Source organism: Terriglobales bacterium (genome assembly GCA_035561515.1).
Lineage (GTDB): Bacteria > Acidobacteriota > Terriglobia > Terriglobales > Acidobacteriaceae > DATMXP01.
The window spans coordinates 78,837-104,486 of record DATMXP010000009.1 but is presented as its reverse complement, the minus strand read 5'-3'; the positions used below and the strand labels follow the sequence as shown (position 1 = coordinate 104,486).

The following is a 25,650-nucleotide window of genomic DNA, read 5'->3' as shown; positions in this document are numbered from 1 at the left end:
TGACGTCAGGTAGTTGAGGCAGGAACTGCCGAAGTTATCGCAGATACGCCTCTGTATCGAGCAGGCAGATGTCGGGTGATTCAGCCGCCAGATCGCGCAATATTTTCTGGTGGCCTGCTCCAATTAGCAGCAGGATGCGGTCATTGGGCTCGGCAATTCGATTGATGTTGGTGAAGATACGGAAATTGCGCTTATACCAGTTGGTGAGAAGGTCGGCGTTGCCGTACAGGGAATCGCTGTAGGGGGCGGGCTTGAGCAACGACATGTAGAGCACGGAGTCGGACTGGATGTATCGGTCGCTGTTCAGGAATCGCAGGTATTCCAGAACCGTGGAGGTTTTCATTAGCCGTTCCGATTCTTGAAAGATCGCCGGCGGTTCTTCTTTCGAGTTGGAAGCTTCTTCCTTAGAGACCGATGAGGGCTTCGGTTTGGGGCTTCCGATCTCGGCTGGTACGCGTCCATCCATCCACATTGGGAAGTCGACTGGGTATATAGAGGTGTGTCCAAGACGTTTGGCCAGGGCGAAGCCAATCTGGTTGCGCTCGTCGCGTGCTAGTTGGTACTTCCTTTTTAGAAAATCAGCATACTCGCGCGTCATCGCCTGCGTTTTGTAGTCAGCCTCGAGGGCAATCTTGGTTGGACCATAAGCGGCAACTTTATCGAGAACGTCGACGATTTCCTTCTGTCGCTTCGGGGCGAGGACGTCGTCCGCATCGACATTGAATTTGTCCTGGCCGGGATTATCCATGTGGTATGTGCCAAGGATCAGGAGCCTGGGCGAGGACGGGGAGCAGTTCGTTTCGAGCTTAGATATGTGCTCGTCGGTCTGTGCAAAACTCACTATGGAAAAGGTCAACCAAAGAAGGGCAATCTGCGTTCGTCTCACTCCGACTATTACGAGACTGCATCATCGAAAGTTCCCGTTTTGAGCTTGCTGTGGGTAGATTGCCGGAAAAAGGCTGCTGGTCAAGTGTTTACAGATTCATCTTTCCAGTTAGAAATGCTGCTGAAAAGCTCAACGGATGAAAAGTATTACTACTGCAACGGGCTGGAACTCACTTTTTGCTTAAAAATGCATCACTTCTATATGTGAGTTAAGTCACAGATGCAAAACTACTGAAAGTATGAGACTTGCTATGAAAATAACTGCCAGTCCGGACCGTTATATGGACGGCGGCAGCCCTAATACCCCGGAAAACGGGAGGAGAGTAGCAATAATGAAGACCATGAAACTTACGATCCTGGTGCTGGCGATTGCAGTCGCTCTGTTTGTGATGGTTCCGAGCCTGTCGTGGGCCGGTGAAGAAGGTGGCGCGCTGTACAAAGCAAAGTGTGCCATGTGCCACGGCGCTGACGGCGCTGGCAAGATGGGCCCCGCGCTGAAGGGCACGAAGTTGACCGACGCGCAGATTGCCGACCTGCTCACGAAGGGTGAGGCTGGCAAGAAAGCTCCCCACAGCAAAGCAGTCGCTGGCGTTTCCGCCGAGCAGGCCAAGGCAGTTGCGGAATACGTAAAGAGCTTGAAGTAACGGACGGTGTTCGAACCGCCGATTTGAACGGCATTACAGGAACTGTCGCAACGCAGTTATAAACACCGGACTAAGATTCGGTGGATGGCCAGAGAAGATCTGGCAGCTTGAGAAGTACTCGGGCCGGACGACCCTAACCGGCCGGCCCGAGACTGGATTCTGATGCGGCTCCTGTAACTTTCTGTTCTCGACAGAACGCATTCATAGCCCCGAACGTCCCGCCCTCCGCAAACGGGGTTCTCTCCCGGAGCCCTATTTCTATGAGCAAGGCACTCCTCTACGACGCCACGCTCTGCATCGGCTGTAAACAATGCGAAAGCGCCTGTGCAGAGGCGAATCAGCTGCCCTACGACGACAAGATCGCCGCCGAGACGCAGCAATCCGAAAAGAAGTTCACGGTTGTACTAAGCAAGAATGACAAGTTCATGCGGCGCCTGTGCATGAACTGTGAAGATCCCGCCTGCGCTTCGGTTTGCCCCGTGGCTGCGTTGCGGAAGACTCCAGAAGGCCCCGTCATCTATGAAGCAAGCCGCTGTATGGGGTGCCGTTACTGCATGGTAGCGTGCCCATTCGGCGTTCCTAAGTACGAGTGGGGCGCGCTGAACCCGAAGGTCCAGAAATGCACGATGTGCGGCAACAATGGACGGGTGCTGGCAGGCAGGCCAACAGCCTGCTCAGAAGCGTGTCCGACTGGAGCAACGAAGTTCGGCGAGCGCGATGAATTGATCGCTGAAGCCAAGAAGCGGATTGCCGACAATCCCAGCAATTACGTTCCTCATATCTATGGTCTCGAAGAAGTCGGCGGCACATCCGTTCTCTTGTTATCCAGTGTTGCATTCAGTGATTTCGGATACCCACAGAACCTTCCCGAAGATCGCCTGCCGCTGCGCACCTACAAGGTGCTCTCCCGCATCCCCGATTTCGTGCCGCTCGGCGGAATCATGCTGGGTGGCGTGTGGTGGATCACCCATCGCCGAGAAGAAGTCGCGGCTGCCGAAGGAAAGACCGGCGCCGGAAAGGAGCATAAGTAATGAAATTCAAACTTACTTTCTGGCGGGTGATCTTCATCGTCACCATTCTTCTGGGCATTTATTCCACGTATGTGCGTTTCTTCCATGGACTAGGAGCGTCCACGAACCTGAGCGATCAGTTCCCGTGGGGCGTATGGATTGGGTTTGACGTGCTGTGCGGTGTGATGCTCGCAGCGGGCGGCTTCACACTAACGGCGGCCGTTCACATCCTCAACATCAAGCGGTGGAAGCCGATCGTGCGCCCGACGATCCTTACTGCGTTCCTGGGCTACGTCCTGGTGTGTATCGCGCTGATGTTCGACCTTGGACGGCCCTACAACATCTGGCACCCGTTGATCATGCGCAATCCGCACTCGGTGATGTTCGAAGTTGCGTACTGCGTGATGCTGTACACGACGGTGCTGGCGCTGGAGTTCTCGCCCATCGTGCTGGAGCGGTTCAAATTGGAAAAGCCGATCAAGATCATTCGAGCGGTATTGATTCCCCTCGTGATCCTGGGCGTGATCCTTTCGACCCTGCACCAGTCTTCGCTGGGAACCCTCTACCTGATCATGCCGACGAAACTGCATGGGTTCTGGTATAGCCCGCTCCTGCCGGTGTTCTTTTTCATCTCCGCGATCTGCGTCGGATTGGCGATGACGATTTTCGAATCGACGATGTCATCGAAGCACTTCGGACGCGAGTTGGAACTGCCGATCCTGAAAGAGTTGGGCCGGGTGCTGATGATCGCGCTGTCGGTATACGGGGTACTTCGGCTGGAAGACCTGTATCACCGCGGGATGGTCGGAGCCATGTTCAAACCGGGCTACGAGATGTACCTCTTCTGGGTGGAAGCGCTGCTGTCGGTGATCCTGCCGCTGGTGTTCTTCACGCAGAAGAAGGTCCGTACGACTGCGGGAGGGCTTTACCTGGTTGCCGTGATGGTGGTGCTTGGTTTCATCACGAACCGCCTGAACGTCAGTCTGACCGGAATGGAAACGGCGGCTGGTCTGCACTACATCCCGAAGTGGACGGAATTTGCCATCACCGCGACGATTATCGCGGCCGGCTTCTTCCTGTTTGCGATGGCTGTGAAGTACCTGCCCATCTTCCCGGAACACGAACCACCTAAGTCTGAAGCACTGCCAACGCCTCCGGTGTTTGCGAAGGCGACGGCGATGAGCCATGCCAACGACTGATAAACAACCCGAGCGGCAGGCGAAGCCCGTCTCCTTCCATGGGAGATGGACTCGCCTGTCGCACAGCCTTGGGACCAAGTTATCGCTGATCATGTTATCGGCGATGGTGGTGATATTTGTATTCCTCGGCTTCGCGACGCTGCGCCTGCACCGCCGTCACCTGGAGAACAATACGCTGGCGGCTGCTGAACGCCTGAACGACACGTTGAAGCGAAGCGCACAGTACTCCATGCTGAACAATGATCGAGAAGGGCTCCACCAGCTCATTGTGGCCGTCGGAAAACAGCCGGGCATCGTAAAGGTGCGGGTGATCGACGCCAACGGCATAGTGAACTATTCCACCGATGCACGCGAAATCAGGCGCCAGATTGATCCAAAGACCGAAGCGTGCTCCGGTTGTCACCTGGAAAGTGGTACAAAATCCGAATTAAGCCGGCAACGACGATTCCGAATTCACACTGAGAATGGCCACCGGATTCTGAGTACCATCACACCGATCGAAAACCGGCCCTCCTGCAGTAATGCTGCCTGCCATGCACACTCGGAGAATCAGAAGGTGCTGGGTGTGCTGGATTCAAGTGTTTCTCTCGATGCAGCCGATGCCAACCTGCGTGAAAGCAGCTGGCAGCTGTTGAGCTACTTGATTGCAGCCCTAGTGGTGATGGGCGGTTTGATTGCCCTGTTCATCTGGCGCTTCATCGAGAGGCCAGTCACGCGGCTGATGAATGGCACCAAGCGGCTTGGGCGAGGCCAACTGGGATATCAAATCGAAACCACGTCACAAGATGAACTTGGTGAGCTTGCCGACTCTTTCAACCACATGAGCCTCGAGCTCTACAAGGCCAACGAAGAGATTACGGCCTGGGCGCAGACGCTTGAAAACAGGGTGGAAGAGAAAACCGTGGAGCTGCGAACCGCGCACGAACAGATGATCCATGTCGAGAAGATGACTTCGCTCGGCAAGATGGCCGCGGTGGTCGCACACGAGATTAACAACCCTCTCTCCGGCATTCTCACGTACTCGAAACTATTGCGGCGCTGGCTGGACCGCGTCGAGATCGAACAGGAACGCCGCAAAGAGATGTATGACTGCCTGCAATTGATCGAGTCAGAGAGCAAGCGCTGCGGCGACCTTGTGAAGAATCTGCTTACGTTCTCGCGCACTTCCCCGCTCAACATCGATTGGCATGACGTGAATGAGATCGTCAGTCGCTGTGTGAAGCTGGTGCAACATCATCTCGAGAACAGCAGTATCCAGTTGGACCTGGATTTCGATCCGCAACTGCCAGCGGTGCAATGCGATGCCGCGCAAATCGAACAGGTCATTCTTGCGCTGACCATGAACGCGATCGAAGCCATGCCGCGCGGCGGCAATCTTTGGATCCGCACTCGCTCTTTGCCGCAGAGCAAGCAGATCTCAATTCAGATCCGCGATGACGGAATGGGTATTCCACCCGAAGCGATGAAACACCTGTTTGAGCCGTTCTACACAACAAAAGAAGGCGGCAAAGGGGTGGGATTGGGAACGGCGATCAGCCGCAATATTGTCGAGCGCCATCGCGGGCAGATTGAAGTGGAATCTCAGCCGGGTAGCGGCACAACGTTTTACATCTTCATCCCGACGAGCGCGTTGAAAACGCCCGAGTCGGCCCCTGCGACTGCTTCGGCAGTCGCCCCGAGGTGATCTGTGAGTCAGAAGGCCAAGATTCTCATTGTGGACGACGAACTCAGTGTTCGCGATTCGCTCAATAAATGGTTCCGGGAAGAGGGATACGAGGTCCACGTCGCGGAAGACGCGAACGAGGCGTTGACCCGCATGGCCGAAACCAAGTTTGACGCTGCCCTGCTGGACATCAAAATGCGCGGCACGGACGGCATCGAACTTCAGAAGCGGATGCATGAGATTGACCCTGAGGTCATCGCCATCATGATGACCGGCTATGCGTCGGTGGAAACGGCGGTCCAGGCGCTAAAGAACGGAGCATACGACTACGTCACCAAGCCGCTTGACCCGGACGAGATCGCACACATCGTAAAGAATGCCTTGTCGCACCGTCGCGCGAGAGAGGAAAACGTACGCTTGCGTGAGACGGTAGCAGAGATCAGCCAGCACCCGGACATCATCGGCCAGAGCGCCGCCATGAAACGCGTGTTCGATGCGATCGAGACCGTTGGCCCAACGGATGCTACTGTCCTGATAACGGGCGAAAGCGGCACAGGAAAAGAGCTTGTAGCCCGTGCCATCCATGCCGCGAGCCAGAGACGATTCCATCCCATGGTGACGATTCACTGCGGTGCACTCACCGAGACGCTGCTTGAAAGCGAACTTTTCGGTCACGAAAAAGGAGCCTTTACCGGCGCGCAGTACCGCAAGAAGGGCAAGTTCGAAATCGCAGAGGGCGGCACGGTATTCCTGGATGAAATCGGCGACATCTCCCTGAAGACCCAGACCGACCTGTTACGAGTTTTGCAGGAGCGCGAGATTGTGCGCGTGGGAGGCAATCAGACGATCAAGGTCGATTTCCGGTGCGTGGCTGCAACGAACAAGGACCTCGAAGGCCTGATCGATGAAGGTAAGTTCCGTCCGGACCTTTTTTATCGGCTGAATGTTTTCCGGATTGAACTCCCTGCCCTGCGTGAACGGCGAGAGGACATTCCCGCCCTCGTCGATCATTTCATGCGTAAGTTCGCACTGCAGATGAACAAGAAGATCACGCGAGTCGCGCCTTCCGCCATGTACCTGCTACAGCAACATGCGTGGCCGGGAAATGTCCGGGAACTGGAAAATGCGGTCGAACGCGCCATGGTAGTGGCGCAAGAACCGGAGCTTCGCGAACAGGACTTCATTCTGAAGCCAAAGAACGGAACTACCCCGGACGCAAAAACTCTCGAGGACATTGAGAAAGCCCATATTCTGCGGGTGCTGGAGGAATGCAACTGGAACCAGACACGCGCAGCCGAGGTGCTCGATATAGATCGAGTAACATTGCATAACAAGCTGAAGAAGTATGGCTGGAGCCGCGCGACCGCCGAAACAGCACGCTAGGATTGGGGAAAAATCACCGAAACCGCTGACGGAATCATAGCCTTGAAGCGACTGCAGCTCATCTCGATCGGCGAACTCGACGGCATCGTCCTGGAGGGTTTAGCCGTAGAACTCGCGAACCATTTCGCGATCCCCTGTGAGGTACTGCCCCACACGATTGATCCGAGTTTTGCATTCCATGGAGAGCGTCGGCAATACCACTCAAGCAAAATCCTTGCCGAACTCGGGCAGTTTGTACGACCGCACACATGGCGGATCCTCGGCGTAACCGGCACCGATCTTTACATTCCCATTTTGACGTTTGTGTTCGGCGAAGCACAGATGGGCGGACCCGGTTCGGTGGTCTCGTATTATCGGCTGCGGCAAGAATTCTACGGACTTCCGGGCGATGGAGACCTTCTCCGTGAGCGACTGCTCAAGGAAGCGGTCCATGAACTGGGACACACCCTCGATCTTACGCATTGCGACGACTACCGATGCGCGATGTCTGCATCGCACTCGGTGGAACTGATCGACTTGAAGGAAAACGCATTCTGCAGCAATTGTGCAGAGCGGGTACTTTCGATGACGCAGATGGAATAGAGGGCGGTCCGGTTCGACCGCCCCTTTGAATAGACCCTACCCGGCAGCAACCGCCTCAGCAGGGTTCAACCGAGTCAGCAGGCTTCCCATGCCTGGGGCGTCAGAAAACTCCTCTTCCGACAAGGCTGGTTCGCCTTCCCGGGCCGGCACCAGCACGTACGTTTGGTAATTCGGAAATTGCCGGAGCTCGAATTCGTAGCCCACTTTCGGCTGAACAACCGCGACTCTAAGACGGAGCCTCTTCAAATTTCGCTTGAAACAAACGCGCAAAGCCTCATATCGATGGTTGCCGTCATGGATGTAATAGGTTCCATGGGGCGTGGGGGTCACGATGAGCGGCGGAATCACGCGACGGCAAGAGATCTGGCGAGTCCACATAGCGAGCACATCCCAGTGCTTCAGGGTGCTGGCCGTCTCCAGAAGATCGAAATCGACTTCCCTAAACACCAAGCTCACCCGCCCTCGCCAATAACACGGAGCGTTGTTCCAGAGCCAGGCTTGGCCTGCGGAATCGGAGATCCTGAGGCGTTTAGTACTAGTTTTGGAGCGAAAAATCACTGTACCCTCCATCGGAGCGTTAAAGGAACGTTGGCTGTTGGTTAAGGGCCGCGGTAAACGAGCAGCCTCAGCAGCGGAGGGTACAGAGGAAGGAGCAGTAATCGTCGACACTGGAATCGTGTTCAGAAACCGGGTTCAGAATCCCGGTCCTGACAGCCAACCCCAGAGTCGCTAAGACAGAGGCCAAAGCAAGTACCGCCACGAAGATGTCTTTGAACGTCTTCAGCGTCGGCGGGGCGTTCACCGGAATGATGGCCGGATACACCAGCAACACGAAAAGTGTCACAACGAGAATGCTGGTGATAATAATTGGTAGATTTCGTGCCATCGTCTTCGAGTATGTTGTGCGAGATTCAGGTAGTCAACGATATTCGAGAGTTGCTGGAAGCGGCTTTAGCCGCGGAGTTTCACACCAGGCCTGCGCGGCAAAGTTCATTGTCTGAACTAATTGAAATATCAAAGTTTGACCCGGTTTTGTGGCAAGTGTTATATATTGCGGCTTCGCGCTTTGTAGCTCGCGGACCGCATATGTCCTGCAACGCAAACAGTCCGCTGGTCAAAGCCGGCAGTTCTGGCCGGTCACATTACGTCGGAGCAACGTCCTAAAACTTTCGCTTTGTTTTCCGCAATTTTTGGAGGATGGAATGTATAACTGCGAACAACGGGGCGGCTTGCGTGCAAGCCTGCGCCGCTGGATTACCGCCCTGGGCCTGCTTATGCTGGCGATGAGTTCCGGTAGTTGGGCCCAGGAATCGGGACACGAAATGACAGGGGGCGAGGCTAGCCTGAAGCTGCCTGATCTTTCGAGCGTGACATTCATTGGAGGCATGAACGGTCACAATCTGCTCCTAATCGGCCTTCTATTTTGTGCGTTTGGGCTGCTGTTTGGACTCGCCATTTATATTCAGCTTAAGAACCTGCCAGTCCACCGGTCCATGCGTGAAATCTCGGAATTGATCTACGAGACTTGCAAGACGTACCTGTTCACGCAGGGTAAATTCCTGTTGCTCCTCTGGGTATTCATCGCGGTCATCATCGTCGCATACTTCGGATGGCTGTCACCCGTACCAAACAAGCCCATTTCGGTGACGTTGCCGATCATCCTCCTGTTCAGCCTGGTTGGAATCGCGGGCAGCTACGGCGTGGCATGGTTCGGAATCCGCGTGAATACGTTTGCGAATTCCCGGACGGCATTCGCATCCTTGGCGGGCAAGCCCTTCCCCTGCTACAACATTCCGCTCAAGGCCGGAATGAGCATCGGCATGGCGTTGATCAGCGTTGAACTGCTGATCATGCTTTTCATCCTGCTGTTCGTGCCGAGCGAATACGCTGGCCCGTGCTTCATCGGCTTCGCTATCGGCGAATCGCTGGGCGCTGCAGCACTTCGTATCGCAGGTGGCATCTTTACCAAAATCGCCGATATCGGCTCTGACCTGATGAAGATCGTCTTCAAGATCAAAGAAGACGATGCCAGGAACCCGGGCGTAATCGCCGATTGTACGGGCGATAACGCAGGCGATTCGGTTGGACCTTCGGCCGACGGCTTCGAAACCTACGGCGTTACAGGCGTGGCGCTCATCACGTTTATTCTGCTGGGCGTGAAGGATCCTACAGTCCAGGTTCAGTTGCTGGTGTGGATCTTCGTCATGCGCGTAATGATGCTGATTTCCAGCGCTGGCGCCTACTTCCTAAATGCCACCTTCGCCAAGAGCAAATACAGCCAGGCCGACGAAATGAACTACGAAACGCCGCTCACCACCCTGGTGTGGCTGACGTCGTTGATTTCGATCGCACTGACGTACGTGATCTCGTACTTCATGATTCCCGTGCTGGGAGCACATGGCGATACGACGCTGTGGTGGAAACTGGCCACGATCATCTCCTGCGGCACGCTGGCTGGCGCGATCATCCCTGAGTTTGTCAAGGTGTTTACCTCCACTGAATCGCGGCACGTGAAGGAAGTGGTGACGTCCTCGGAAGAAGGTGGCGCTTCGCTGAACATCCTATCTGGTTTCGTTGCAGGTAATTTCTCGGCTTACTGGCTTGGCTTCACCATGGTCGCGCTGATGGGCATCGCGTATTACGTCAGCACGATGGGTCTGGGATTGCTAATGGTTGCCGCTCCGGTGTTCGCATTCGGATTGGTGGCGTTTGGCTTCCTCGGCATGGGCCCGGTAACGATCGCGGTGGATTCGTATGGTCCGGTTACGGATAATGCGCAGTCGGTGTTCGAACTGTCACTGATCGAAACCATCCCGAACGTGCAAGCGGAGATCAAGAAGGATTTCAACACGACGGTAAACTTCGACCGCGCCAAGCACCTGTTGGAAGCAAATGACGGCGCAGGCAACACGTTCAAAGCGACGGCCAAACCGGTACTGATCGGAACGGCAGTCGTAGGCGCCACGACGATGATCTTCTCGATCATGATGGCTCTTACGCGCGGCCTCACCGAAAATGTGGAGAACCTTTCCCTGCTGCACGCGCCGTTCGTTCTGGGCCTGATCAGTGGTGGAGCCATGATTTATTGGTTCACGGGTGCCTCCACCCAGGCCGTAACAACAGGTGCCTACCGCGCGGTGGAGTTCATCAAGAAGAACATCCGGCTTGAGGGCGTGGAGAAAGCTTCCGTCGAGGACAGCAAGAAGGTTGTTGCCATTTGCACCCAGTACGCGCAAAAGGGCATGTTCAATATCTTCCTGGCAGTCTTCTTCGGTACGCTTGCCTTTGCGTTCGTGGAACCGTTCTTCTTCATCGGCTACCTGATCTCGATCGCGATTTTCGGACTATATCAGGCGATCTTCATGGCAAATGCCGGCGGCGCCTGGGACAACGCCAAGAAGGTCGTGGAAGTAGAGTTGAAGGCCAAAGGAACGGAACTGCATGCGGCGACCGTTGTCGGCGACACGGTTGGCGATCCCTTCAAAGACACTTCTTCGGTGGCGATGAACCCGGTAATCAAATTCACAACGTTGTTCGGGTTGCTGGCCGTAGAACTCGCGGTATCCCTCACTCACAGCGAAGGGAGTGGCCTCAGCCACGTGCTGGCTGCCGTTTTCTTCCTGATCTCCATGTGGTTCGTGCACCGGTCGTTCTACGGAATGCGAATCGGCACGGTTCGGGAAGAAGGACGCGCGGCAGCAAGATAAAGCAAGCAACTTATGGGCCGGTGCCAAGTGCACCGGCCTTTTTCTTTGCACGGATGCTACTCAGGACGACGGAGAAATTTGACATGCCGGTGAGGCTTCATGGAAGGCGGGATGTCGTCGAACTTCAGGAAGCTCATGGAACCGTCCACTTCGAGGACGCCAATGGAAACATCTTTGGCACTGGCAATGCCGTGCTCGCGTAGAGCCCGCTCCAGTTCATCCATGGTCACGTGTTCCTTCGCCATGTGCGACATCAGCACTTCGCCGTTGTGAATCAGCATGCTAGGCGATCCCTGAACGTATCTACGAAATTTGCGATTAATGCCCGAGTATTCGGCGATTGCCATGTTCAGGAGGAACAGCGTGGCGGCTGCCGCTATTCCGCCGATCAGCGAGGTATCGGGGCCTGTCATCGCATTCTGAACGGAATTGCTCAGGAGAAGCAGGAGCGTGAGATCGAACGGCGTCATCTGTCCCACCTCCCTTTTCCCTGAGATCCTGACCCCGATCAGGATCAGCAGATAGATGATGGAGGTGCGAAAAACTATCTGAAGGACGGCCGTACCGGACGCGGATAACATGGCGTGCTCCTGAGTGTGCGTAGCGCCCGTTATACTCCGCAAACGGGCGTTGCAGAAAGCCGTTTGTCTCAGGAGTCGCAAAGATCAAAGATAAGGCCCGACCGCATGGGCCGGGCCCGGTGTTCCCAGATGAAGTCTTAGTTAGCGGCTGGAGCCGGCATGTTCTTTGGGGTGCTGAGGTATCCGCTGATTGTGTTCTTGTCAACGGACATTACCACCACCTCATATAGGCTGCGGTCGCGTCCCGTGTAGAACTGCATGGGCTCGTTCATGGTCCGATCTTTCTTCTCGATGGTCCGATCGTCTGCAACCACGTTCATGCTGAACTTGCCTTTTTTGGCGTCGACCTTCTTAAGTTGCAGGCTGATGGTCGATACCGGCCGCGGTTTTTCGCCCTTGCGCAAGGTGAACTCGTAAATGTTGCGATCGCCTCGATGTTTCAGATATTCGAGTTCCTCGCGGGTGTGAGCGATGAGACCGCTCTGCAACCCCAAGTCGCCGATAGCCCGCTCGAGCTTGCTCTTGGTAGCCTCCAGGTCGGAGCGAGTGGTTGCAATATCTGTCTTTGCCCCCGCCACTTCGGTCTTCACGCCACCGATCTCGCCCGTAACGGCAGAGATCTTCTGTTCGCTTTCCTGACGCAGGCGTTGCTCGGAAACCTGCTGCTGGCGAGCTAACTGGTTCGTCTTGGTAGCAACTTCTTTCTGCGTTTCTCCCAGCCGGGACTGAAGCTCCTGAGAAGCCTGCTCAATGCTCGCTTCGGTCATGCCCAAGCGTTTCATGATGGCTGCGTTGTGGGCGGCGGCACTATCGGCAGCGGCCTTCTGTGCGGTTTCCAGGGATGCAACGCGACTGCGCATCTCGAAAATGAAAAAGAGAGAGAGCACTACGTAAAGAGCCGCAACGCCGATCAGAACGTTGCGAAGAGTGCTGCTGCTGCTTGTGGTGCTGACACTGTTCGCCGAAAGGTCGGCGTCCTTGTCTTCTTCGTACATAGGATCTCCTGAGTACCTGTATGCCACATTGTTCAGCAGAGAAGCTGAACCCGTCAATGAAGTGTAAACCCGACAGCCCTAGACCGGGTTACGGTGAAGGGACTATGTCGAAGGAGTGGGATTCTGAATGCCCAAAATGGAACATTATGAAGCAGCCGCTCTGCTCGTAGTGCCCGCATCCAAGAAATTGAAGGAATGGATTCGAAATGCCGCTATGATGGCGAATTTTCGGCAGACTGATTGCAATTGAAAGGGTACCAACTTCCCCGGTCACTGGGTCTTTTCAGCATCAAACGTGTCTAAACAGCACAGCTTCAGACACTTGGAAAGAAGGCCTCAAGACGATTGTTAAGGGCTACCCGACATCAAGGTGGCTATTCAACCTACGTTATTGGGCATTCGGGTACCAAAGATGAGGTTGGCAAAGGCAGTTATGAAACTAAGAAAAAGATTAACGCTCCTGCTATTGGTGCTACCGCTCGTCGCAGCCGGACAGAACCCGAATGGTCTGACCGGGACGACTCCCACCAGCCAAGGAGCAAAAGTCCCAGGTTCGAACGCTCCGGGCACTACCATGGCGGCAAGCGGGGCCATCAAGGTTCTTTCGCCGAAGATCAACGAAAAGGTTGAAAGCTCGGCGGTCACCCTGAGGTTTCAGCTACAGAACACAGGTATGGCTCCGGACCCGTCACCGACGTATCGGGTGCAACTGGATTCGCGCGATCCGGTAGAGATTACCTCGACGGAATATAGCTTCAGTGGAATTCCAGTTGGTGATCACGTAATCACGGTAGAACTGGTTGACGCCAATCACACACCGGTAGCAGCCTCTCAGACACAGGTCCGCTTTACGACAGTGGCGCCTGGCAGCAGCGCCAAGCAGACAAGCAGTGCCGAGACAGAATCACAGGATGTGACGCCCAAGTCGCAGGCGGCTGACTCAAACGGGTCGAAGAACCTCCCGTCGGCGGGTAGTGAGCTGCCGCTGCTTTCGATGGTCGGATTCGGAGTTCTCGTCGGAGGTGTTATCTCGGCCATGCGTACGCGGCGCTAGAAGCCATCCATCCGCTCTGTCGCGACACACTGGATTCCCGCATCTAAAAGACAACGAACCAGTCACCTTAGACTGCGGTGTGTCTGAAAGGCGGGGAATGGACAGCGGTTTCCTGAGAAACATTCCGAAGAGTTACGTTTCGTTCGCTCTGATCGTGTTCGGCACGGTGCTGGTGCTCTACGTGGCGAGCCAATACGGACAGATGTACCTGGAGCAGCGGCGAATGGAGCGAGCCTGGGTACAGGAACAGCAGCGCCGCGCAACGGAAGCTCCGGTCGCTGAGCAGGCGCACGCACCAAAAGATGACGGCATGGTTCGGCTGGTGATCCCCAAGATCGATCTTGAGTCCTTCATTGTGGAAGGTACAACCAGGAAGGCCCTGCTGGTTGGTCCCGGGCATATGACCAGGACTGCGGAGCCGGGCGAAGCCGGAAATGCCGTGATCACAGCGCACAGAGACACCTTCTTCCGGCACATTCATGAGTTGGACAAGGGAGACCAGATATTGGTGGAACGAGGCGGGAAACGGTTCGTCTACGAAGTTACAGGCAAGAAGATCGTGGAGCCGACGGATCTATCAGTGACTCGGCCTTCCGAGGGAAGCCAGGTAACACTCATTACGTGCTATCCAACCTACTTCATTGGCCCAGCTCCGAAGCGATTAGTCGTGTTCAGTAAACTGGCGAATCAGACGAATGAAAACGCTCCGGTAGCTTCTTCGCGAGACGGAAGCAAAGTGCAGCCAGCCAGTCTTACGGGCGCAAGGTGAAACGGGATGGGGAGAAACGGGAGATGTCAATCCCGGGTTCGTGACCTGCCAGGATTTGCGTCATTGCTGACGCAGTAGCTGGCGCGAGAAGAATACCGTCGCGATAGTGTCCCGTCGCGACGAAATAGCCCTCCAGTTCGGTCCTTCCAAGCATAGGCAATTCGTCTGGCGTACCCGGCCTCAGGCCTGCCCAACTGTCGTGGATACGAGCCTCCCCAAGCGCTGGAACCAGGTTCGCCGCACGTTGATGAAGTGCCTGAATGGCAGATGGATCGACCCGTTTGTCAAAACCGACATCTTCGACAGTAGCTCCGACCACAATGCGGCCGTCGGTTCGGGGGATCAAGTAAACACCATTCCCGCTGATGACATGGCGCAGAACGCGCCTATCGGGAACGAGGCACAACATCTGCCCTTTGATGGGACGCGCAGGAATGGGCACCGGTGAGAATTGCCCGCTCCACGCTCCCGCGCAGTTTACGACCGCGACACCGCCATACGTTGCCTTTGGCGTAATCGCACCAACAGTCCTTCCCTGCTCAATCGCAATCTCCTTCACTTCGGCACCGGAGATGAGTTCCACTCCCAGATGCTTCGCCGCCTTAACGAGCCCCTCAACCAGCTTTCGCGGATCGAGCCAGCTTTCCTGGAGTAGAACTGCCGGGGCATTGAATGCAATTTCAGGCTCGAGGCGACGAACTTCCTGATTATCGAGAATGGTGCCCTTCGGGGTCCAAGCCTCGATATTCTCTTCGACGAAGCGAATCTTGCCCTCAGACCGGTAGTCAACATCGACGCCCGATTCGTCCTGTATCTCGCGGACAAAGCTCGGGTAAAGCGCGGCGCTGAGCTTCGCCATTTGCTGGAGGGAGATGTCAGGCCCGATTTCACAATGCGCTATCATGCCTCCGGCTGCCCATGTGGCCTCGTGCCCGGGTTGGTGCTTTTCGAGCACAAGGACTGAAAAGCCGGCACGCCGCAAATTACACGCCAGCGATAAGCCGATCACACCGGCACCAATCACCACCACGTCAGCGGTTTTCACGAATCAATTCTAACTACTGTCGCAGGGATTTGTTTGACTGGGGGAACTTTCCCGATGCAGAATGCGTTCATTATCCAGGAGAGATTCTATGTACTGCACCTCGTGTGGTACTCCGATAGCCCCGCAACAGGCACTATGTTCGAAGTGCGGCGTCCCTACATCGCTGGGAGTGATGCAGGGTGGCGCGCGGCGCGTGGCGGAGCACTACCGGCTGTTAGCTATTCTGACCATTGTCTACTCTTCCCTGATTCTCATCGCCGGCATCTTTGTCCTGGTCATTGCTCGCGTGGTACTTTCCGGCATTCTCGGCATGGCCTCCAACGCGCCACCACCGCCGAAATTTGTCTTCCATCTGATCGCGCTTGTCGGGTGGTTGATTCTGGCCAAGGGTGCAGTTGGGATGGCGGCCGGTATCGGTCTGCTAAACCGTGTTCCGTGGGCAAGAACGCTGACATTGATCGTGGGATTCCTTTCGCTGCTCAGTATCCCAATCGGCACGGCCATTGGGATTTATACAATCTGGGTGTTACTGCCCAGTGGAGCCGAAAGGGAGTACAACGAACTCGTTTATAGCTCTCGCTGACATTGCGGCTGTGATTGAATAGACGAATGCCGGACGAACCGAAGCCCTTTTTTCGCAACGTGATGGACGACATGCTCGACGCAGAAACGGCTCGCCATATTGCCGAACAGAAGGCTGCCGTCGACGCGAACCCCTCATGGGCCGAGGGGCATTACCATCTTGCTCAACTCTATCGGATACAGCAGCGCGCTCAAGATGCCAAACGCGAGTTGCTCATCGCGCTTGAGATGAAGCCGCTTCTGGCGGAAGCACATATGGCGCTAGGCGAGATCTACATCTCCGAAGGGGATCTCGACAAAGCACGCGAACATGCCGAAATAGCCGCCCAACTCGGTAATGGGCGGCTACGCGATCAGTTGAGCCGCTATGGCCAGTTCTGATCCCATAGCAACACCCAGGTAAGCGGGCGAATCCAAAACCGTCATGAAGGCTCCGTTTCTGCTCGGACGCGCTCTGCTTGGCGGTTTCTTCCTATACAGCGGGATCAATCATTTCCGGCAACTCGAAGGAACGTCCCAATATGCCGCCTCGAAGAACGTGCCAGCGGCAAAAGTTGCGGTCGCACTCTCGGGCGCCGCACTCGTAGTGGGTGGTGGCAGCCTGTTGCTTGGAATAAAACCGAAGCTTGGTGCAGCGGCGATCGTAGGGTTTCTCGCAGGAGTCTCCCCTGTGATGCACGACTTCTGGAACGTAGAAGATGCCCAACAGCGACAGGGAGAAATGATCCACTTTTCTAAGAACCTTGCGTTGCTAGGATCGGCACTGGCTCTAGCCGGGGTGGAAGAACCCTGGCCCGCGAGTCTTACGCGTGACAAGCGGACCAAACTGCAGAAGGTTCGTGACCTGACGCGCAAGCGAGTCGCCGCGTAGAGATGCGCTTGCCCTAAGTTTCTTTTTGACGGTTTAGTTCTTGCATCACACTACTGATGAGCTCTTTCGCTTCAGTGAGCGACTTCATCACCAGTCGTATGTCCATGGCCGGTTTTCCTGGAAAGCGTTGCGATTGGCAATAAACGCCATGTTGTCCGATGAGTGCCATGGCATCGGTGACAATGTCCTGGGTCACGGCAAGTCGTCCCCGCGCCGTACCCATCATGAACTCGTACTTTTCCAGTTCGTCCCGGTAGTTTTCGAAAGCTGACATCCCTCGATTGTAAGGCCCGCTCGTGATCTGGGATAATTTCCCAGCCAGCAGAGTGGGATGCTGATCTGTACGCAGTCAATTCATGTAACCGATTCTTCAGGAGGAAACATGCGGAAGTTCGCAGTAGTTGGATATCTTGGCGTTTTTGTTCTTATCGCAATGCTGGTTTACGCCCAGCAGGATAAAAGCAAGCGTCCAAGCCCCCCGGGTTCAGCAACCGTAACTTTCAGCACCGGAAAGAAAATTACCATCGACTACAGCCGTCCGAAGGTCGCCGATCCCAAGACGGGCGCGACGCGCAAGATCTTTGGTGGCGTGGTCCCTTATGGACAGGTATGGCGTACCGGCGCAAATGAAGCGACCACCTTCGTCACCGATGGCGATGTGATGGTCAACGATCTGCACGTTCCGGCAGGCAAGTACACGATGTTCTCTATCCCTGGCGAGAACGAGTGGACGATTGTCATCAGCAAGGCGACCGGTGAATGGGGTACTCAGTACGACGAGAAACAGGACCTCGGACGCACGAAGGTAAAAGCGGGAAAGACTTCTTCCGCGGTTCCGCAATTCACTATTACGCTCAACAAGACCGGCGACAAGAAGGCCGATATGGTCTTTGAATGGGAGAGCACAAAGGTCACTACGCCGATCACGGCTCACTAAGACTTTTGCCGTAAACAACAAAAGCCCGCTTACGAGCGGGCTTCTTTGCTGCTTTCAAGCACGTCTATCGCAAGGCTTCCATGCACTCTTCCAGGACCTGCCGCGAAGGACGAACTCTCGATTCCGGTAACGTTGCCAGCGAATCATCCGTCACATTGAGCAGATCGATGAAACTTGGCGCACTCGGGTTCACGTACAGAACCCCGGTCAGAATCTCGCCCTCTTCATGCGCTTTTGCCAACCGACTGAGCGCCTGAAGTTTGCTGGTGGGGTCGTAGTCTTCCTCGAGTTTGTGGAGCCGCAGGGACGATCCGTCGTGCATAGTGACATCGATCGTCTGGCCGGCGTTGTATTCCACGCTTATGTCTTCGAATGCCGGGACGAACGTAATGTCGTGCAGAGGCTCCTCGTGATCCTTCGTGAACTTGTACGACTTGGTCGAGCCCTCGTGGTCATTGAAGGTCACGCACGGAGAGATAACGTCGAGCATGACCGTTCCCTTATGGGCAATTGCGGCCTTCAGCATGGAGAGCAGTTGCCTCTTGTCGCCGGAGAAAGAGCGTCCGACGAACGTCGCACCCAGGCTGATGGCCATCGCACAGGTATCGATCGGTGGCAGGTCGTTGATAACGCCAGTCTTCAAGACCGAACCAAGATCGGCGGTGGCGGAAAACTGGCCCTTCGTGAGGCCGTACACGCCGTTGTCTTCGATGATATAAATCATCGGCAAATTGCGCCGCATCAGGTGAACAAATTGACCAATCCCGATTGAGGCCGTATCGCCGTCGCCGCTGACACCGAGTGCCAGCAGATTCTTGTTCGCAAGCAGGGCGCCCGTGGTGACGGACGGCATGCGTCCGTGTACCGAGTTGAAGCTGTGCGACTTGCTCATGAAGTACGCCGGGCTCTTCGACGAACATCCGATGCCCGACATCTTGATGACACGATGGGGTTCGACACCCATCTCAAACATCGCGTCGATGATGCGTTCGGAGATCGCATTGTGTCCGCAGCCGGCGCACAGCGTGGTTTTACCGCCCTTGTACTCGATGACGGTCAGCCCGACTCGGTTAGTCTTGGGAGCTGGAGTGGAGGTTGGGGTCGATGCCATGTTATTTGCCCTCCTGTGACACAATCTCGTCGGTGATGCTGCGAGCGTCGATCGGTAGGCCGTTGTAGTGGCGTACGCTACGTAACTTGGTGCTCTGCGTCGGATCGAGATCCAGTTTGAGGAGATCGCGCATCTGACCATCACGGTTCTGATCTACGACGTACACGCGATCGTGACTTGTCACGAATTCATGCACCTCGGTCGTGAACGGAAACGAACGGACGCGCAGGTAGTCCACATCCATGTCGTATTCCTTCTTGAGCTGGTCGCGGCTCTCCGTCATCGCCCAATGTGTGGTACCGTACGCGATCACTCCCACTTTCGAAGTTCCGTTGGCCACGATCTGCGGCTTGGGGACAAAGCCACGCGCTGTATCAATTTTGTGCGCGAGACGATCCACGTTGTTGACGTAGTCGTCGGGACGCTCACTGTACTGGCCTTTCTCGTTGTGACCGCTGCCACGCGCAAACCATGCGCCAGCTGGGTGATCAATACCGGGCAGCGTACGATATCCCACGCCGTCGCCATCGACGTCTTTGTAGCGTGCGAATCCGCCCAGACGATCCAGGTCTTCCTTGCTCAGCACTTTTCCACGTTCAATCGGCTTCGTCGGATACTCAAACGGATGTGCCATCCAGTTGTTCATCCCGAGATCCAGATCCGACATCACGAAGACAGGCGTTTGGAATCGTTCCGCGAGGTCGAAAGCCTCCGACGCCATTGAGAAGCATTCTTCCGGCATGCTGGGAAACAGCAGGATGTGTTTGGTATCTCCATGGGAGAGATAAGCGGTAGAAAGCACGTCGCCCTGCGAGGTACGCGTTGGCAGACCGGTGGAAGGCCCTACGCGCTGAATGTCCCAAATGACAGCGGGCACTTCCACGTAGTATCCAAGTCCCGTGAACTCGGCCATCAGCGAGATGCCCGGACCCGCCGTAGCAGTCATGGAGCGCGCTCCCGCCCAGCCGGCACCAATCACCATTCCAACCGCAGCGAGTTCGTCCTCGGCCTGGACGATGGCAAAAGTACTCTTGCCGTCAGGGCCGATCCGGTACTTCTTCATGTAATCGATTAACGATTCGACCAGCGAGGACGACGGCGTAATCGGATACCAGGTCACGACCGTGACGCCGGCGAACATCGAGCCCAAGGCGGCCGCGGAGTTACCGTCGATGATGATCTTGCCCTTGTTCTCGTCCATCCGTTCCACCCAGAACGGATCCTGCTTCTGAAGATTGGCTACCGCGTAGTCGTAGCCCGCTTTCGCAGCGTTCACGTTGAGGTCGGCGGCCTTCTGTTTCTTTCCGAACTGCCTACGGATGGCCCTTTCCATCTCCGCCATGTCGAGACCGAGCAAATGGCCGAGGATGCCGGGGTACAACATGTTCTTTACTAATTTGCGCAGCTTAGCGTCGGGACAGACGGTGCCGACCAGCTTGTCAAAAGGAACGGAATAAAACGTAACGTCATCGCGAACCGCTCGCAGGTTCAGAGGTTCGTCGTAGAGCACCGCGGCGCCGGGAGCAAGGGATTTGACATCCTCAATCCCCGTCTCAGGATTCATCGCGACCACAAAATCGATTTCTTTTTTTCGCGCGATATAGCCGTGCTTATTGGCGCGGATGGTGTACCACGTGGGCAGCCCGGCAATATTGGACGGAAACAGGTTCTTGCCTGAAACCGGAACTCCCATCTGAAAAAGCGTGCGCAGAATTACTGTGTTCGCGGATTGCGAACCGGACCCGTTGACAGTAGCAACCTGAAGGCTCCAGTCGTTCACCACCCGCTGGCCTTCTCTGCCACTGCCGAGGTCGTGAACTGATAAATCGGTCGTAGCCATGACCTGACCTTTCACCCCAATGTGCATTACGTTGGCAGGGAGATGAGATTCATTATACGTGCTCAGGACGTGAGAGGTCACACGGGGTGTGTGACCCATACTCATCGATTTGTGAGGAAATGGAAATTACACTTCGTTGAAGAAACGCGCCATTGTGCGGAATTTCTCATACCGCGATTTCACGAGTTCATCCGCGGACTTTCCCTTCAACTCGTCGAAATGCTTCTTCAGCGACTCGTCAAGCAGCCGGGCGGCTTCGTCATAGTCGTTGTGTGCTCCGCCCGCAGGCTCCGGCACTACGTCGTCAATCAAGCCCAGCTTACGGAGGTCAGGTGCTGTGATCTTCATGGCTTCGGCCGCCACGTCGCGCTTGGAGGCATCGCGCCACATGATGGAAGCGCAACCTTCGGGCGAAATCACACTGTAGATAGCGTTGTCCAGGATGAGAACGCGATCCGCCACGGCAATGGCCAACGCTCCGCCGCTACCACCTTCACCGGTAATGGCCGTGATGATCGGGACTTTCAACCGCGCCATCTCGCGAAGATTGTAAGCGATAGCCTCTGCCTGGCCGCGTTCTTCGGCGCCCAGTCCGGGATAGGCACCCGGAACATCCACAAGCGTGAATACGGGGCGGCCAAACTTCTCAGCGATCTTCATCGCCCGGATGGCTTTCCGATATCCTTCCGGGTTCGGCATACCGAAATTCCGGTAGACCTTCTGCTTTGTATCGCGACCCTTTTGCGTACCGAGGACAAGAACCGGTTCACCATGGAACTTCGCCATGCCGACCACAATGGCCGGATCGTCTGAATATCGCCTGTCACCGTGGATCTCGCTGAAGTCGGTGAAAATGCGCTCAATGTAATCCAAGGTATAAGGACGCTGCGGATGCCGAGCGAGTTCAGTGCGTTTCCAGGAATCCAGGTGCACGGTAATCTGCGCGCGCAGGGCGTTTACCTGCTCATGCAGCGATGCCAACTGGCGGTGAGCGTCGGAATTTACTCCGGCGAGCGATTCCAGTTGGGTGATCTGCTTCTCTATTTTCTCGAGTTCCTGCTGGGCCTTTGTCGCCGATTCCATCTTTTCCAGTGATCCGTTCCCGGCATCGTTTCTAATTTGCTCGATGCCTGCGTCGATCAATTCTTGTACGTAAGACATTCCGGGAGCGGCCATGAATACTCCTTGGGGGATCTCTACGTCGTTCCGTTCCCAGTGCAGACTGCCCTGCACTAATCAACTACGCGCACGGTACCTTTTCCGCAGAGCTCTTCGACCCGCGAAATAAACGCATAGTCAGGCATTACATTATAGCCTTCGGCATCCATAACCACCATGAAGTCGCCGGTCCGCTCCAGGTCAAACAGCAGCCGGGCCTCTCCCCGATGCTCCGTCAGAATCTGGTGTAACTCGTTTACCGTGCCTTCGCTCATGCGCTCTACCGCAAGTTTCAGGCGGATCGACTTCGGGAGTCTCGGTTTCGCCTCGTCAAGTGGAGTGATGTCGCTGATCATCAACTTGGGATTCGAGCCTTCTTCTACTCTCACCCCCGCCTTGATCAGTACTGGAACTTCAAGCTTCAGCTTGTCTGCCAAGCGCTTGTAGGCGTCAGCAAAGCAGACGAAATCAACTTTGCCGTTCATATCCTCCATAGCGCCCTGCGCGTAAAGATCGCCCTTCTTTGACTTTGCAACGCGTACTCCGGTTAGGACGCCGGCAGTGGTGACATTCTCGTCCTTGCCGGTGGACTGGGTCATCCCGCAGATATCTTCTGTGTTCAGTGCGCGGAAATCGCGGAGCTTGTTCTGGTATTTCTCCATCGGATGGCCAGTAATGAAGAAACCGAGTATTTCCTTCTCGGCAGCTAACCGGGTGTGCTCATCCCAGTCGGGGACTTCAGGCAATGTATCGTTGCCATTGCCTTTCATCGTCGGAGCGTCATCGAAAACACCGAACAACCCGTGCTGGCCGGATTCAGCATCGCGGTGCGCCTTCTGAGCTCGCTCGATTGCCTTGTCCAATACGGCCATCAATTGCGAGCGACGCCCGAGCGAATCCATGGCGCCGGATTTGATGAGCGACTCAAGCACTCGCTTGTTTAAGAGGCGAAGATCAACCTTTTCGCAGACCTGGTAAATAGTAGAGAAGTTCGCGCTCAGTTCCTTGCGTGCTGCCACAATGGATTCAATTGCGTTATGGCCCACGTTCTTCACGGCCGCAAGGCCGAACCGAATCGCGTTGCCGTGGGGGGTGAAGTTTGCGTCGGAGACGTTGATATCGGGTGGCTCAACGGAGATCCCCATATCGCGACACTCGTTGATGTACTTGACCACGTCGTCGGTCGATCCGGTCACCGAGGTCAACAGCGCGGCCATGAACTCCACGGGATAGTGGGTCTTGAGATAAGCGGTGTGATAAGCCAGAACGGCGTATGCAGCCGAATGGGACTTGTTGAATCCGTACCCGGCGAACTGCTCCATTAGATCGAAAATCTTCTCAATTTTTTTCTGAGGGAAGCCTTTCTCCAACGCACCTTTTACGAAGCGTTCCCGCTGCTTGGCCATTTCCTCGGCGATCTTCTTGCCCATCGCGCGACGAAGCAGGTCTGCTTCACCGAGTGAGTAGCCCGCCAAAACGTTCGCGATCTGCATCACCTGTTCCTGATACACGATGACGCCGAGTGTTTCCTTGAGAATTCCTTCGAGTTCCGGAAGTTCATACTCGACCTTGCGGCGCCCGTGCTTGCGTTCGACGAAATCGTCAATCATGCCGCCCTGGATCGGGCCGGGACGGTAAAGAGCGTTCAGCGCGGTAAGGTCCTCGATTGTGTCGGGCTTGTAGCGGCGCAACACGTCTCTCATGCCGTGCGATTCGAACTGGAACACCCCAGACGTCAATCCGCTGTGGAACACCTTCTCGTAGGTGAGTTTGTCGTCCGTCGGAAGCTTTTCCAACTCGATGCGCTTCTTATGCCCCTGCTCGATCAAGGTCAGGCAGTCATCGATGATCGTCAGCGTCGTCAGGCCCAGGAAGTCCATCTTCAGAAGGCCGAGCTTTTCGACCGCCTTCATGTCGTAGGCGGTCACGATTTCGTCGTTCTTCGTCAGGTGGAGCGGAACCAGATCGGTGAGCGGCTGTGGAGAAATGACCACGCCCGCCGCGTGCATTCCGGCATTACGAACAAGGCCTTCAAGCTTCTTCGCGGTGTCGATGACTTCCTTCACCTGCGGCTCTTTTTCATACGCATCAGCTAACGCCGGTGAGTCCGAAAGCGCCTGGTCGATGGTGATGTTCAGCATAGCTGGCACCATTTTGACGATGCGATCCATCTCGCTGAACGGAACGCCCATCACGCGACCGGTGTCCTTGATGGCTGCTTTGCACGCCATCGTTCCAAACGTGATGATCTGCGCCACCTGCTCGCGGCCATACTTTTCGGTTACGTAGTGGATCACCTTTTCACGCCGGTTCATGCAGAAGTCCACGTCAATATCAGGCATGGACACGCGTTCCGGATTCAGAAACCTCTCGAAGAGAAGGTTGTTCTGCAACGGATCCACGTCGGTGATCGCCATTGAATACGCGACAAGAGACCCTGCGGCCGAGCCACGGCCTGGGCCCACCGGAATGTTGTTCTCCTTAGCGAAGCGGATGAAATCCCACACAATCAGGAAATACCCAGGGAACTTCATCTGCTTGATAATGTCGATCTCCCACTTCAGACGTTGCTCGTATTCGCTGAACGAATGCTTCAACCTGCCCTGGCTCTGCAACTCGCGCAGCAGGTTCATGCGCTTGGCGAAGCCTTCGCGGCAGACATGCTCGAAATACGAATCAATGTCGTAGCCTTCGGGAACGTCGAATTTCGGGAACGGGTTCGGAATCTTGTTGAGCTTTACGTTGCAGCGCTCGGCAATATCGAGCGTGCGCGAGAGCACATCCGGGGTATCGCCGAAGACCTTCAGCATTTCCTCGTAGCTCTTGACGAAGAAATCGTGGGTCCTGAACTTCATCCGATTTTCGTCCGACAACAGTTTTCCGGTCTGGATGCAAACCATCGCATCCTGTGCGAGCCAGTCATCCTCACAGAGATAGTGACTGTCGTTGGTGGCAACTGTGGGCAGTCCCAGTTCTTTGGCGATCTTGTATTGGTTCGGTAGGATGTCGCGCTCTTCGTCCAGACCCTGGTTCTGGACTTCCATGTAGAAGTTGCCCTTGCCAAAGATTTCCGAGAACTGCCCCGCTGCCTTCTTCGAAGCTTCGTAGTTCCCTTCCATCAAGCGCTCTGCAACTTCACCCTTCAAGCACCCGGAGAGGCCGATCAGTCCCTTGGAATGATCGTTAAGAAAACGCTTGCTAACGCGGGGTTTGTAGTAGAAGCCGCGCAGCGATGCCTCACTCGTGATCTTTACCAGATTCCGGTAGCCCTCTTCGCTCTCGGCGAGTACGAGCAGGTGATTATAGGTATCACCGTCCGGAGGAGTCCGCTTGATGTCGTGATCGTCCTTCTTCGAAATGTAAAGTTCGCATCCGATGATGGGCTTTACGCCCTCGGCTTTGGCAGCATTGAAGAAGCTCACCGCGCCGAAGATGTTGCCATGGTCGGTCATAGCGACCGCCGGCATCCCCAGTTTCTTGACGTGTTTTACGAGTTTGTCGACGTCGCAAGCGCCGTCGAGCATGGAATAGTCGGTATGTAGATGAAGATGAACGAATTGGGACATGGAAGGTCACTTCTATTTTACGTTCTCTCCGGCCAACTTACCTAGGCAGGAAAACTGGGCCGATATGT

The 25,650-nt window shown here is 55.5% G+C and carries 24 protein-coding genes; 13 read left to right on the top strand and 11 right to left on the bottom strand.

Features of this window, described 5'->3' with window-relative positions; all coding sequences use genetic code 11:
• Positions 1 to 34: 34 nt before the first annotated feature.
• Entirely contained in the window at positions 35 to 748 is a 714-nt protein-coding gene (locus VN577_03970; protein HWR13959.1) for a DUF5694 domain-containing protein, read from the bottom strand.
• A 469-nt stretch (positions 749 to 1,217) separates the two neighbouring features.
• Between VN577_03970 and VN577_03965 the strand changes: the two genes are divergently transcribed.
• The 6 genes from VN577_03965 (at position 1,218) to VN577_03940 (ending at position 7,366) form a co-directional block, all read left to right on the top strand.
• Entirely contained in the window at positions 1,218 to 1,529 is a 312-nt protein-coding gene (locus VN577_03965) for a cytochrome c (GenBank protein ID HWR13958.1), read from the top strand.
• Positions 1,530 to 1,789: 260 nt separating this feature from the next.
• Entirely contained in the window at positions 1,790 to 2,560 is a 771-nt protein-coding gene (locus VN577_03960) for a 4Fe-4S dicluster domain-containing protein (protein ID HWR13957.1), read from the top strand.
• Positions 2,560 to 3,738 carry a Ni/Fe-hydrogenase cytochrome b subunit gene (hybB, locus tag VN577_03955; GenBank protein ID HWR13956.1) on the top strand — a complete coding sequence of 393 codons (1,179 nt, stop codon included), beginning with the start codon at positions 2,560 to 2,562 and terminating at the stop codon, positions 3,736 to 3,738. Before VN577_03960 ends, hybB begins: the two co-directional genes overlap by 1 nt.
• Complete coding sequence (locus VN577_03950; GenBank protein ID HWR13955.1) at positions 3,725 to 5,422, top strand: ATP-binding protein; 1,698 nt, start codon at positions 3,725 to 3,727, stop codon at positions 5,420 to 5,422. Before hybB ends, VN577_03950 begins: the two co-directional genes overlap by 14 nt.
• Positions 5,423 to 5,425: 3 nt before the next feature.
• Positions 5,426 to 6,784, top strand: coding sequence for a sigma-54 dependent transcriptional regulator (locus VN577_03945; protein HWR13954.1), 1,359 nt, complete (start codon positions 5,426 to 5,428; stop codon positions 6,782 to 6,784).
• Between the two features lie 42 nt (positions 6,785 to 6,826).
• Positions 6,827 to 7,366 (top strand): archaemetzincin family Zn-dependent metalloprotease, encoded by a 540-nt coding sequence (locus VN577_03940; protein HWR13953.1) that lies wholly within the window; start codon positions 6,827 to 6,829, stop codon positions 7,364 to 7,366.
• Positions 7,367 to 7,402: 36 nt separating this feature from the next.
• Here the strand turns inward: VN577_03940 and VN577_03935 are convergent, their stop codons facing one another.
• Together VN577_03935 and VN577_03930 are read right to left on the bottom strand one after the other, a co-directional pair.
• Complete coding sequence (locus VN577_03935) at positions 7,403 to 7,822, bottom strand: ParB/Srx family N-terminal domain-containing protein (GenBank protein HWR13952.1); 420 nt, start codon at positions 7,820 to 7,822, stop codon at positions 7,403 to 7,405.
• A 169-nt stretch (positions 7,823 to 7,991) separates the two neighbouring features.
• Complete coding sequence (locus tag VN577_03930) at positions 7,992 to 8,252, bottom strand: hypothetical protein (protein HWR13951.1); 261 nt, start codon at positions 8,250 to 8,252, stop codon at positions 7,992 to 7,994.
• Between the two features lie 316 nt (positions 8,253 to 8,568).
• Between VN577_03930 and VN577_03925 the strand changes: the two genes are divergently transcribed.
• The gene (locus VN577_03925) at positions 8,569 to 11,073 is read left to right on the top strand and encodes a sodium-translocating pyrophosphatase (protein ID HWR13950.1); all 2,505 of its coding nucleotides are present in this window, start codon (positions 8,569 to 8,571) and stop codon (positions 11,071 to 11,073) included.
• Between the two features lie 56 nt (positions 11,074 to 11,129).
• On the opposite strand, the gene VN577_03920 is transcribed toward VN577_03925, so the two are convergent.
• Positions 11,130 to 11,654 (bottom strand): YetF domain-containing protein, encoded by a 525-nt coding sequence (locus VN577_03920; GenBank protein HWR13949.1) that lies wholly within the window; start codon positions 11,652 to 11,654, stop codon positions 11,130 to 11,132.
• A gap of 137 nt (positions 11,655 to 11,791) precedes the next feature.
• On the bottom strand, positions 11,792 to 12,649 hold the full coding sequence (locus VN577_03915; GenBank protein HWR13948.1) for a hypothetical protein: 858 nt from the start codon (positions 12,647 to 12,649) through the stop codon (positions 11,792 to 11,794).
• 433 nt (positions 12,650 to 13,082) lie between these two features.
• Between VN577_03915 and VN577_03910 the strand changes: the two genes are divergently transcribed.
• Together VN577_03910 and VN577_03905 are read left to right on the top strand one after the other, a co-directional pair.
• Positions 13,083 to 13,703: a hypothetical protein gene (locus VN577_03910; GenBank protein HWR13947.1), complete on the top strand. Its 621-nt coding sequence runs from the start codon at positions 13,083 to 13,085 to the stop codon at positions 13,701 to 13,703.
• A 97-nt stretch (positions 13,704 to 13,800) separates the two neighbouring features.
• On the top strand, positions 13,801 to 14,472 hold the full coding sequence (locus VN577_03905; GenBank protein ID HWR13946.1) for a class D sortase: 672 nt from the start codon (positions 13,801 to 13,803) through the stop codon (positions 14,470 to 14,472).
• Here VN577_03905 and thiO read toward each other — a convergent pair.
• Positions 14,456 to 15,517 carry a glycine oxidase ThiO gene (gene thiO / locus VN577_03900; protein HWR13945.1) on the bottom strand — a complete coding sequence of 354 codons (1,062 nt, stop codon included), beginning with the start codon at positions 15,515 to 15,517 and terminating at the stop codon, positions 14,456 to 14,458. The two genes, VN577_03905 and thiO, sit on opposite strands and share 17 nt — an antisense overlap.
• A gap of 88 nt (positions 15,518 to 15,605) precedes the next feature.
• Here thiO and VN577_03895 point away from each other — a divergent pair, with 88 nt between their 5' ends.
• From VN577_03895 to VN577_03885, 3 genes are read left to right on the top strand one after another with little or no spacing between them, the layout of a single operon-like run.
• Positions 15,606 to 16,100, top strand: coding sequence for a zinc ribbon domain-containing protein (locus VN577_03895; protein ID HWR13944.1), 495 nt, complete (start codon positions 15,606 to 15,608; stop codon positions 16,098 to 16,100).
• Positions 16,101 to 16,126: 26 nt separating this feature from the next.
• Positions 16,127 to 16,480: a tetratricopeptide repeat protein gene (locus VN577_03890; GenBank protein HWR13943.1), complete on the top strand. Its 354-nt coding sequence runs from the start codon at positions 16,127 to 16,129 to the stop codon at positions 16,478 to 16,480.
• Between the two features lie 43 nt (positions 16,481 to 16,523).
• Positions 16,524 to 16,970 (top strand): DoxX family protein, encoded by a 447-nt coding sequence (locus VN577_03885; GenBank protein HWR13942.1) that lies wholly within the window; start codon positions 16,524 to 16,526, stop codon positions 16,968 to 16,970.
• Positions 16,971 to 16,983: 13 nt separating this feature from the next.
• Here VN577_03885 and VN577_03880 read toward each other — a convergent pair whose 3' ends face one another.
• Entirely contained in the window at positions 16,984 to 17,244 is a 261-nt protein-coding gene (locus VN577_03880; GenBank protein HWR13941.1) for a hypothetical protein, read from the bottom strand.
• Between the two features lie 108 nt (positions 17,245 to 17,352).
• Here VN577_03880 and VN577_03875 point away from each other — a divergent pair, with 108 nt between their 5' ends.
• Positions 17,353 to 17,907, top strand: a complete 555-nt coding sequence (locus VN577_03875) for a DUF2911 domain-containing protein (GenBank protein ID HWR13940.1) — start codon at positions 17,353 to 17,355, stop codon at positions 17,905 to 17,907.
• Positions 17,908 to 17,971: 64 nt separating this feature from the next.
• Here the strand turns inward: VN577_03875 and VN577_03870 are convergent, their stop codons facing one another.
• The 4 genes from VN577_03870 to dnaE all read right to left on the bottom strand — a co-directional run bounded on the left by VN577_03870 (position 17,972) and on the right by dnaE (position 25,582).
• A complete protein-coding gene (locus VN577_03870) occupies positions 17,972 to 19,018 on the bottom strand; it encodes a 2-oxoacid:ferredoxin oxidoreductase subunit beta (GenBank protein ID HWR13939.1) in 1,047 nt (348 codons plus the stop codon).
• Position 19,019: 1 nt separating this feature from the next.
• The gene (locus VN577_03865) at positions 19,020 to 20,858 is read right to left on the bottom strand and encodes a 2-oxoacid:acceptor oxidoreductase subunit alpha (GenBank protein HWR13938.1); all 1,839 of its coding nucleotides are present in this window, start codon (positions 20,856 to 20,858) and stop codon (positions 19,020 to 19,022) included.
• A 126-nt stretch (positions 20,859 to 20,984) separates the two neighbouring features.
• Complete coding sequence (locus tag VN577_03860; GenBank protein HWR13937.1) at positions 20,985 to 22,034, bottom strand: acetyl-CoA carboxylase carboxyltransferase subunit alpha; 1,050 nt, start codon at positions 22,032 to 22,034, stop codon at positions 20,985 to 20,987.
• A 56-nt stretch (positions 22,035 to 22,090) separates the two neighbouring features.
• Positions 22,091 to 25,582, bottom strand: coding sequence for a DNA polymerase III subunit alpha (dnaE, locus tag VN577_03855; protein HWR13936.1), 3,492 nt, complete (start codon positions 25,580 to 25,582; stop codon positions 22,091 to 22,093).
• Between the last annotated feature and the right edge of the window lie 68 nt (positions 25,583 to 25,650).

Excerpts from the sequence above, each read along its gene's own strand:
- VN577_03915 (HWR13948.1), bottom strand. The coding sequence starts at position 12,649 with ATGTACGAAGAAGACAAGGACGCCGACCTTTCGGCGAACAGTGTCAGC.
- VN577_03950 (HWR13955.1), top strand. The coding sequence starts at position 3,725 with ATGCCAACGACTGATAAACAACCCGAGCGGCAGGCGAAGCCCGTCTCC.
- VN577_03880 (HWR13941.1), bottom strand. The coding sequence starts at position 17,244 with ATGTCAGCTTTCGAAAACTACCGGGACGAACTGGAAAAGTACGAGTTC.
- VN577_03910 (HWR13947.1), top strand. The coding sequence starts at position 13,083 with ATGAAACTAAGAAAAAGATTAACGCTCCTGCTATTGGTGCTACCGCTC.
- VN577_03860 (HWR13937.1), bottom strand. The coding sequence starts at position 22,034 with ATGGCCGCTCCCGGAATGTCTTACGTACAAGAATTGATCGACGCAGGC.
- VN577_03870 (HWR13939.1), bottom strand. The coding sequence starts at position 19,018 with ATGGCATCGACCCCAACCTCCACTCCAGCTCCCAAGACTAACCGAGTC.
- VN577_03925 (HWR13950.1), top strand. The coding sequence starts at position 8,569 with ATGTATAACTGCGAACAACGGGGCGGCTTGCGTGCAAGCCTGCGCCGC.
- VN577_03920 (HWR13949.1), bottom strand. The coding sequence starts at position 11,654 with ATGTTATCCGCGTCCGGTACGGCCGTCCTTCAGATAGTTTTTCGCACC.
- VN577_03965 (HWR13958.1), top strand. The coding sequence starts at position 1,218 with ATGAAGACCATGAAACTTACGATCCTGGTGCTGGCGATTGCAGTCGCT.
- VN577_03970 (HWR13959.1), bottom strand. The coding sequence starts at position 748 with ATGGATAATCCCGGCCAGGACAAATTCAATGTCGATGCGGACGACGTC.
- VN577_03875 (HWR13940.1), top strand. The coding sequence starts at position 17,353 with ATGCGGAAGTTCGCAGTAGTTGGATATCTTGGCGTTTTTGTTCTTATC.
- hybB (HWR13956.1), top strand. The coding sequence starts at position 2,560 with ATGAAATTCAAACTTACTTTCTGGCGGGTGATCTTCATCGTCACCATT.
- VN577_03895 (HWR13944.1), top strand. The coding sequence starts at position 15,606 with ATGTACTGCACCTCGTGTGGTACTCCGATAGCCCCGCAACAGGCACTA.
- VN577_03930 (HWR13951.1), bottom strand. The coding sequence starts at position 8,252 with ATGGCACGAAATCTACCAATTATTATCACCAGCATTCTCGTTGTGACA.
- VN577_03905 (HWR13946.1), top strand. The coding sequence starts at position 13,801 with ATGGACAGCGGTTTCCTGAGAAACATTCCGAAGAGTTACGTTTCGTTC.
- VN577_03960 (HWR13957.1), top strand. The coding sequence starts at position 1,790 with ATGAGCAAGGCACTCCTCTACGACGCCACGCTCTGCATCGGCTGTAAA.
- VN577_03885 (HWR13942.1), top strand. The coding sequence starts at position 16,524 with ATGAAGGCTCCGTTTCTGCTCGGACGCGCTCTGCTTGGCGGTTTCTTC.
- dnaE (HWR13936.1), bottom strand. The coding sequence starts at position 25,582 with ATGTCCCAATTCGTTCATCTTCATCTACATACCGACTATTCCATGCTC.
- VN577_03865 (HWR13938.1), bottom strand. The coding sequence starts at position 20,858 with ATGGCTACGACCGATTTATCAGTTCACGACCTCGGCAGTGGCAGAGAA.
- VN577_03890 (HWR13943.1), top strand. The coding sequence starts at position 16,127 with ATGCCGGACGAACCGAAGCCCTTTTTTCGCAACGTGATGGACGACATG.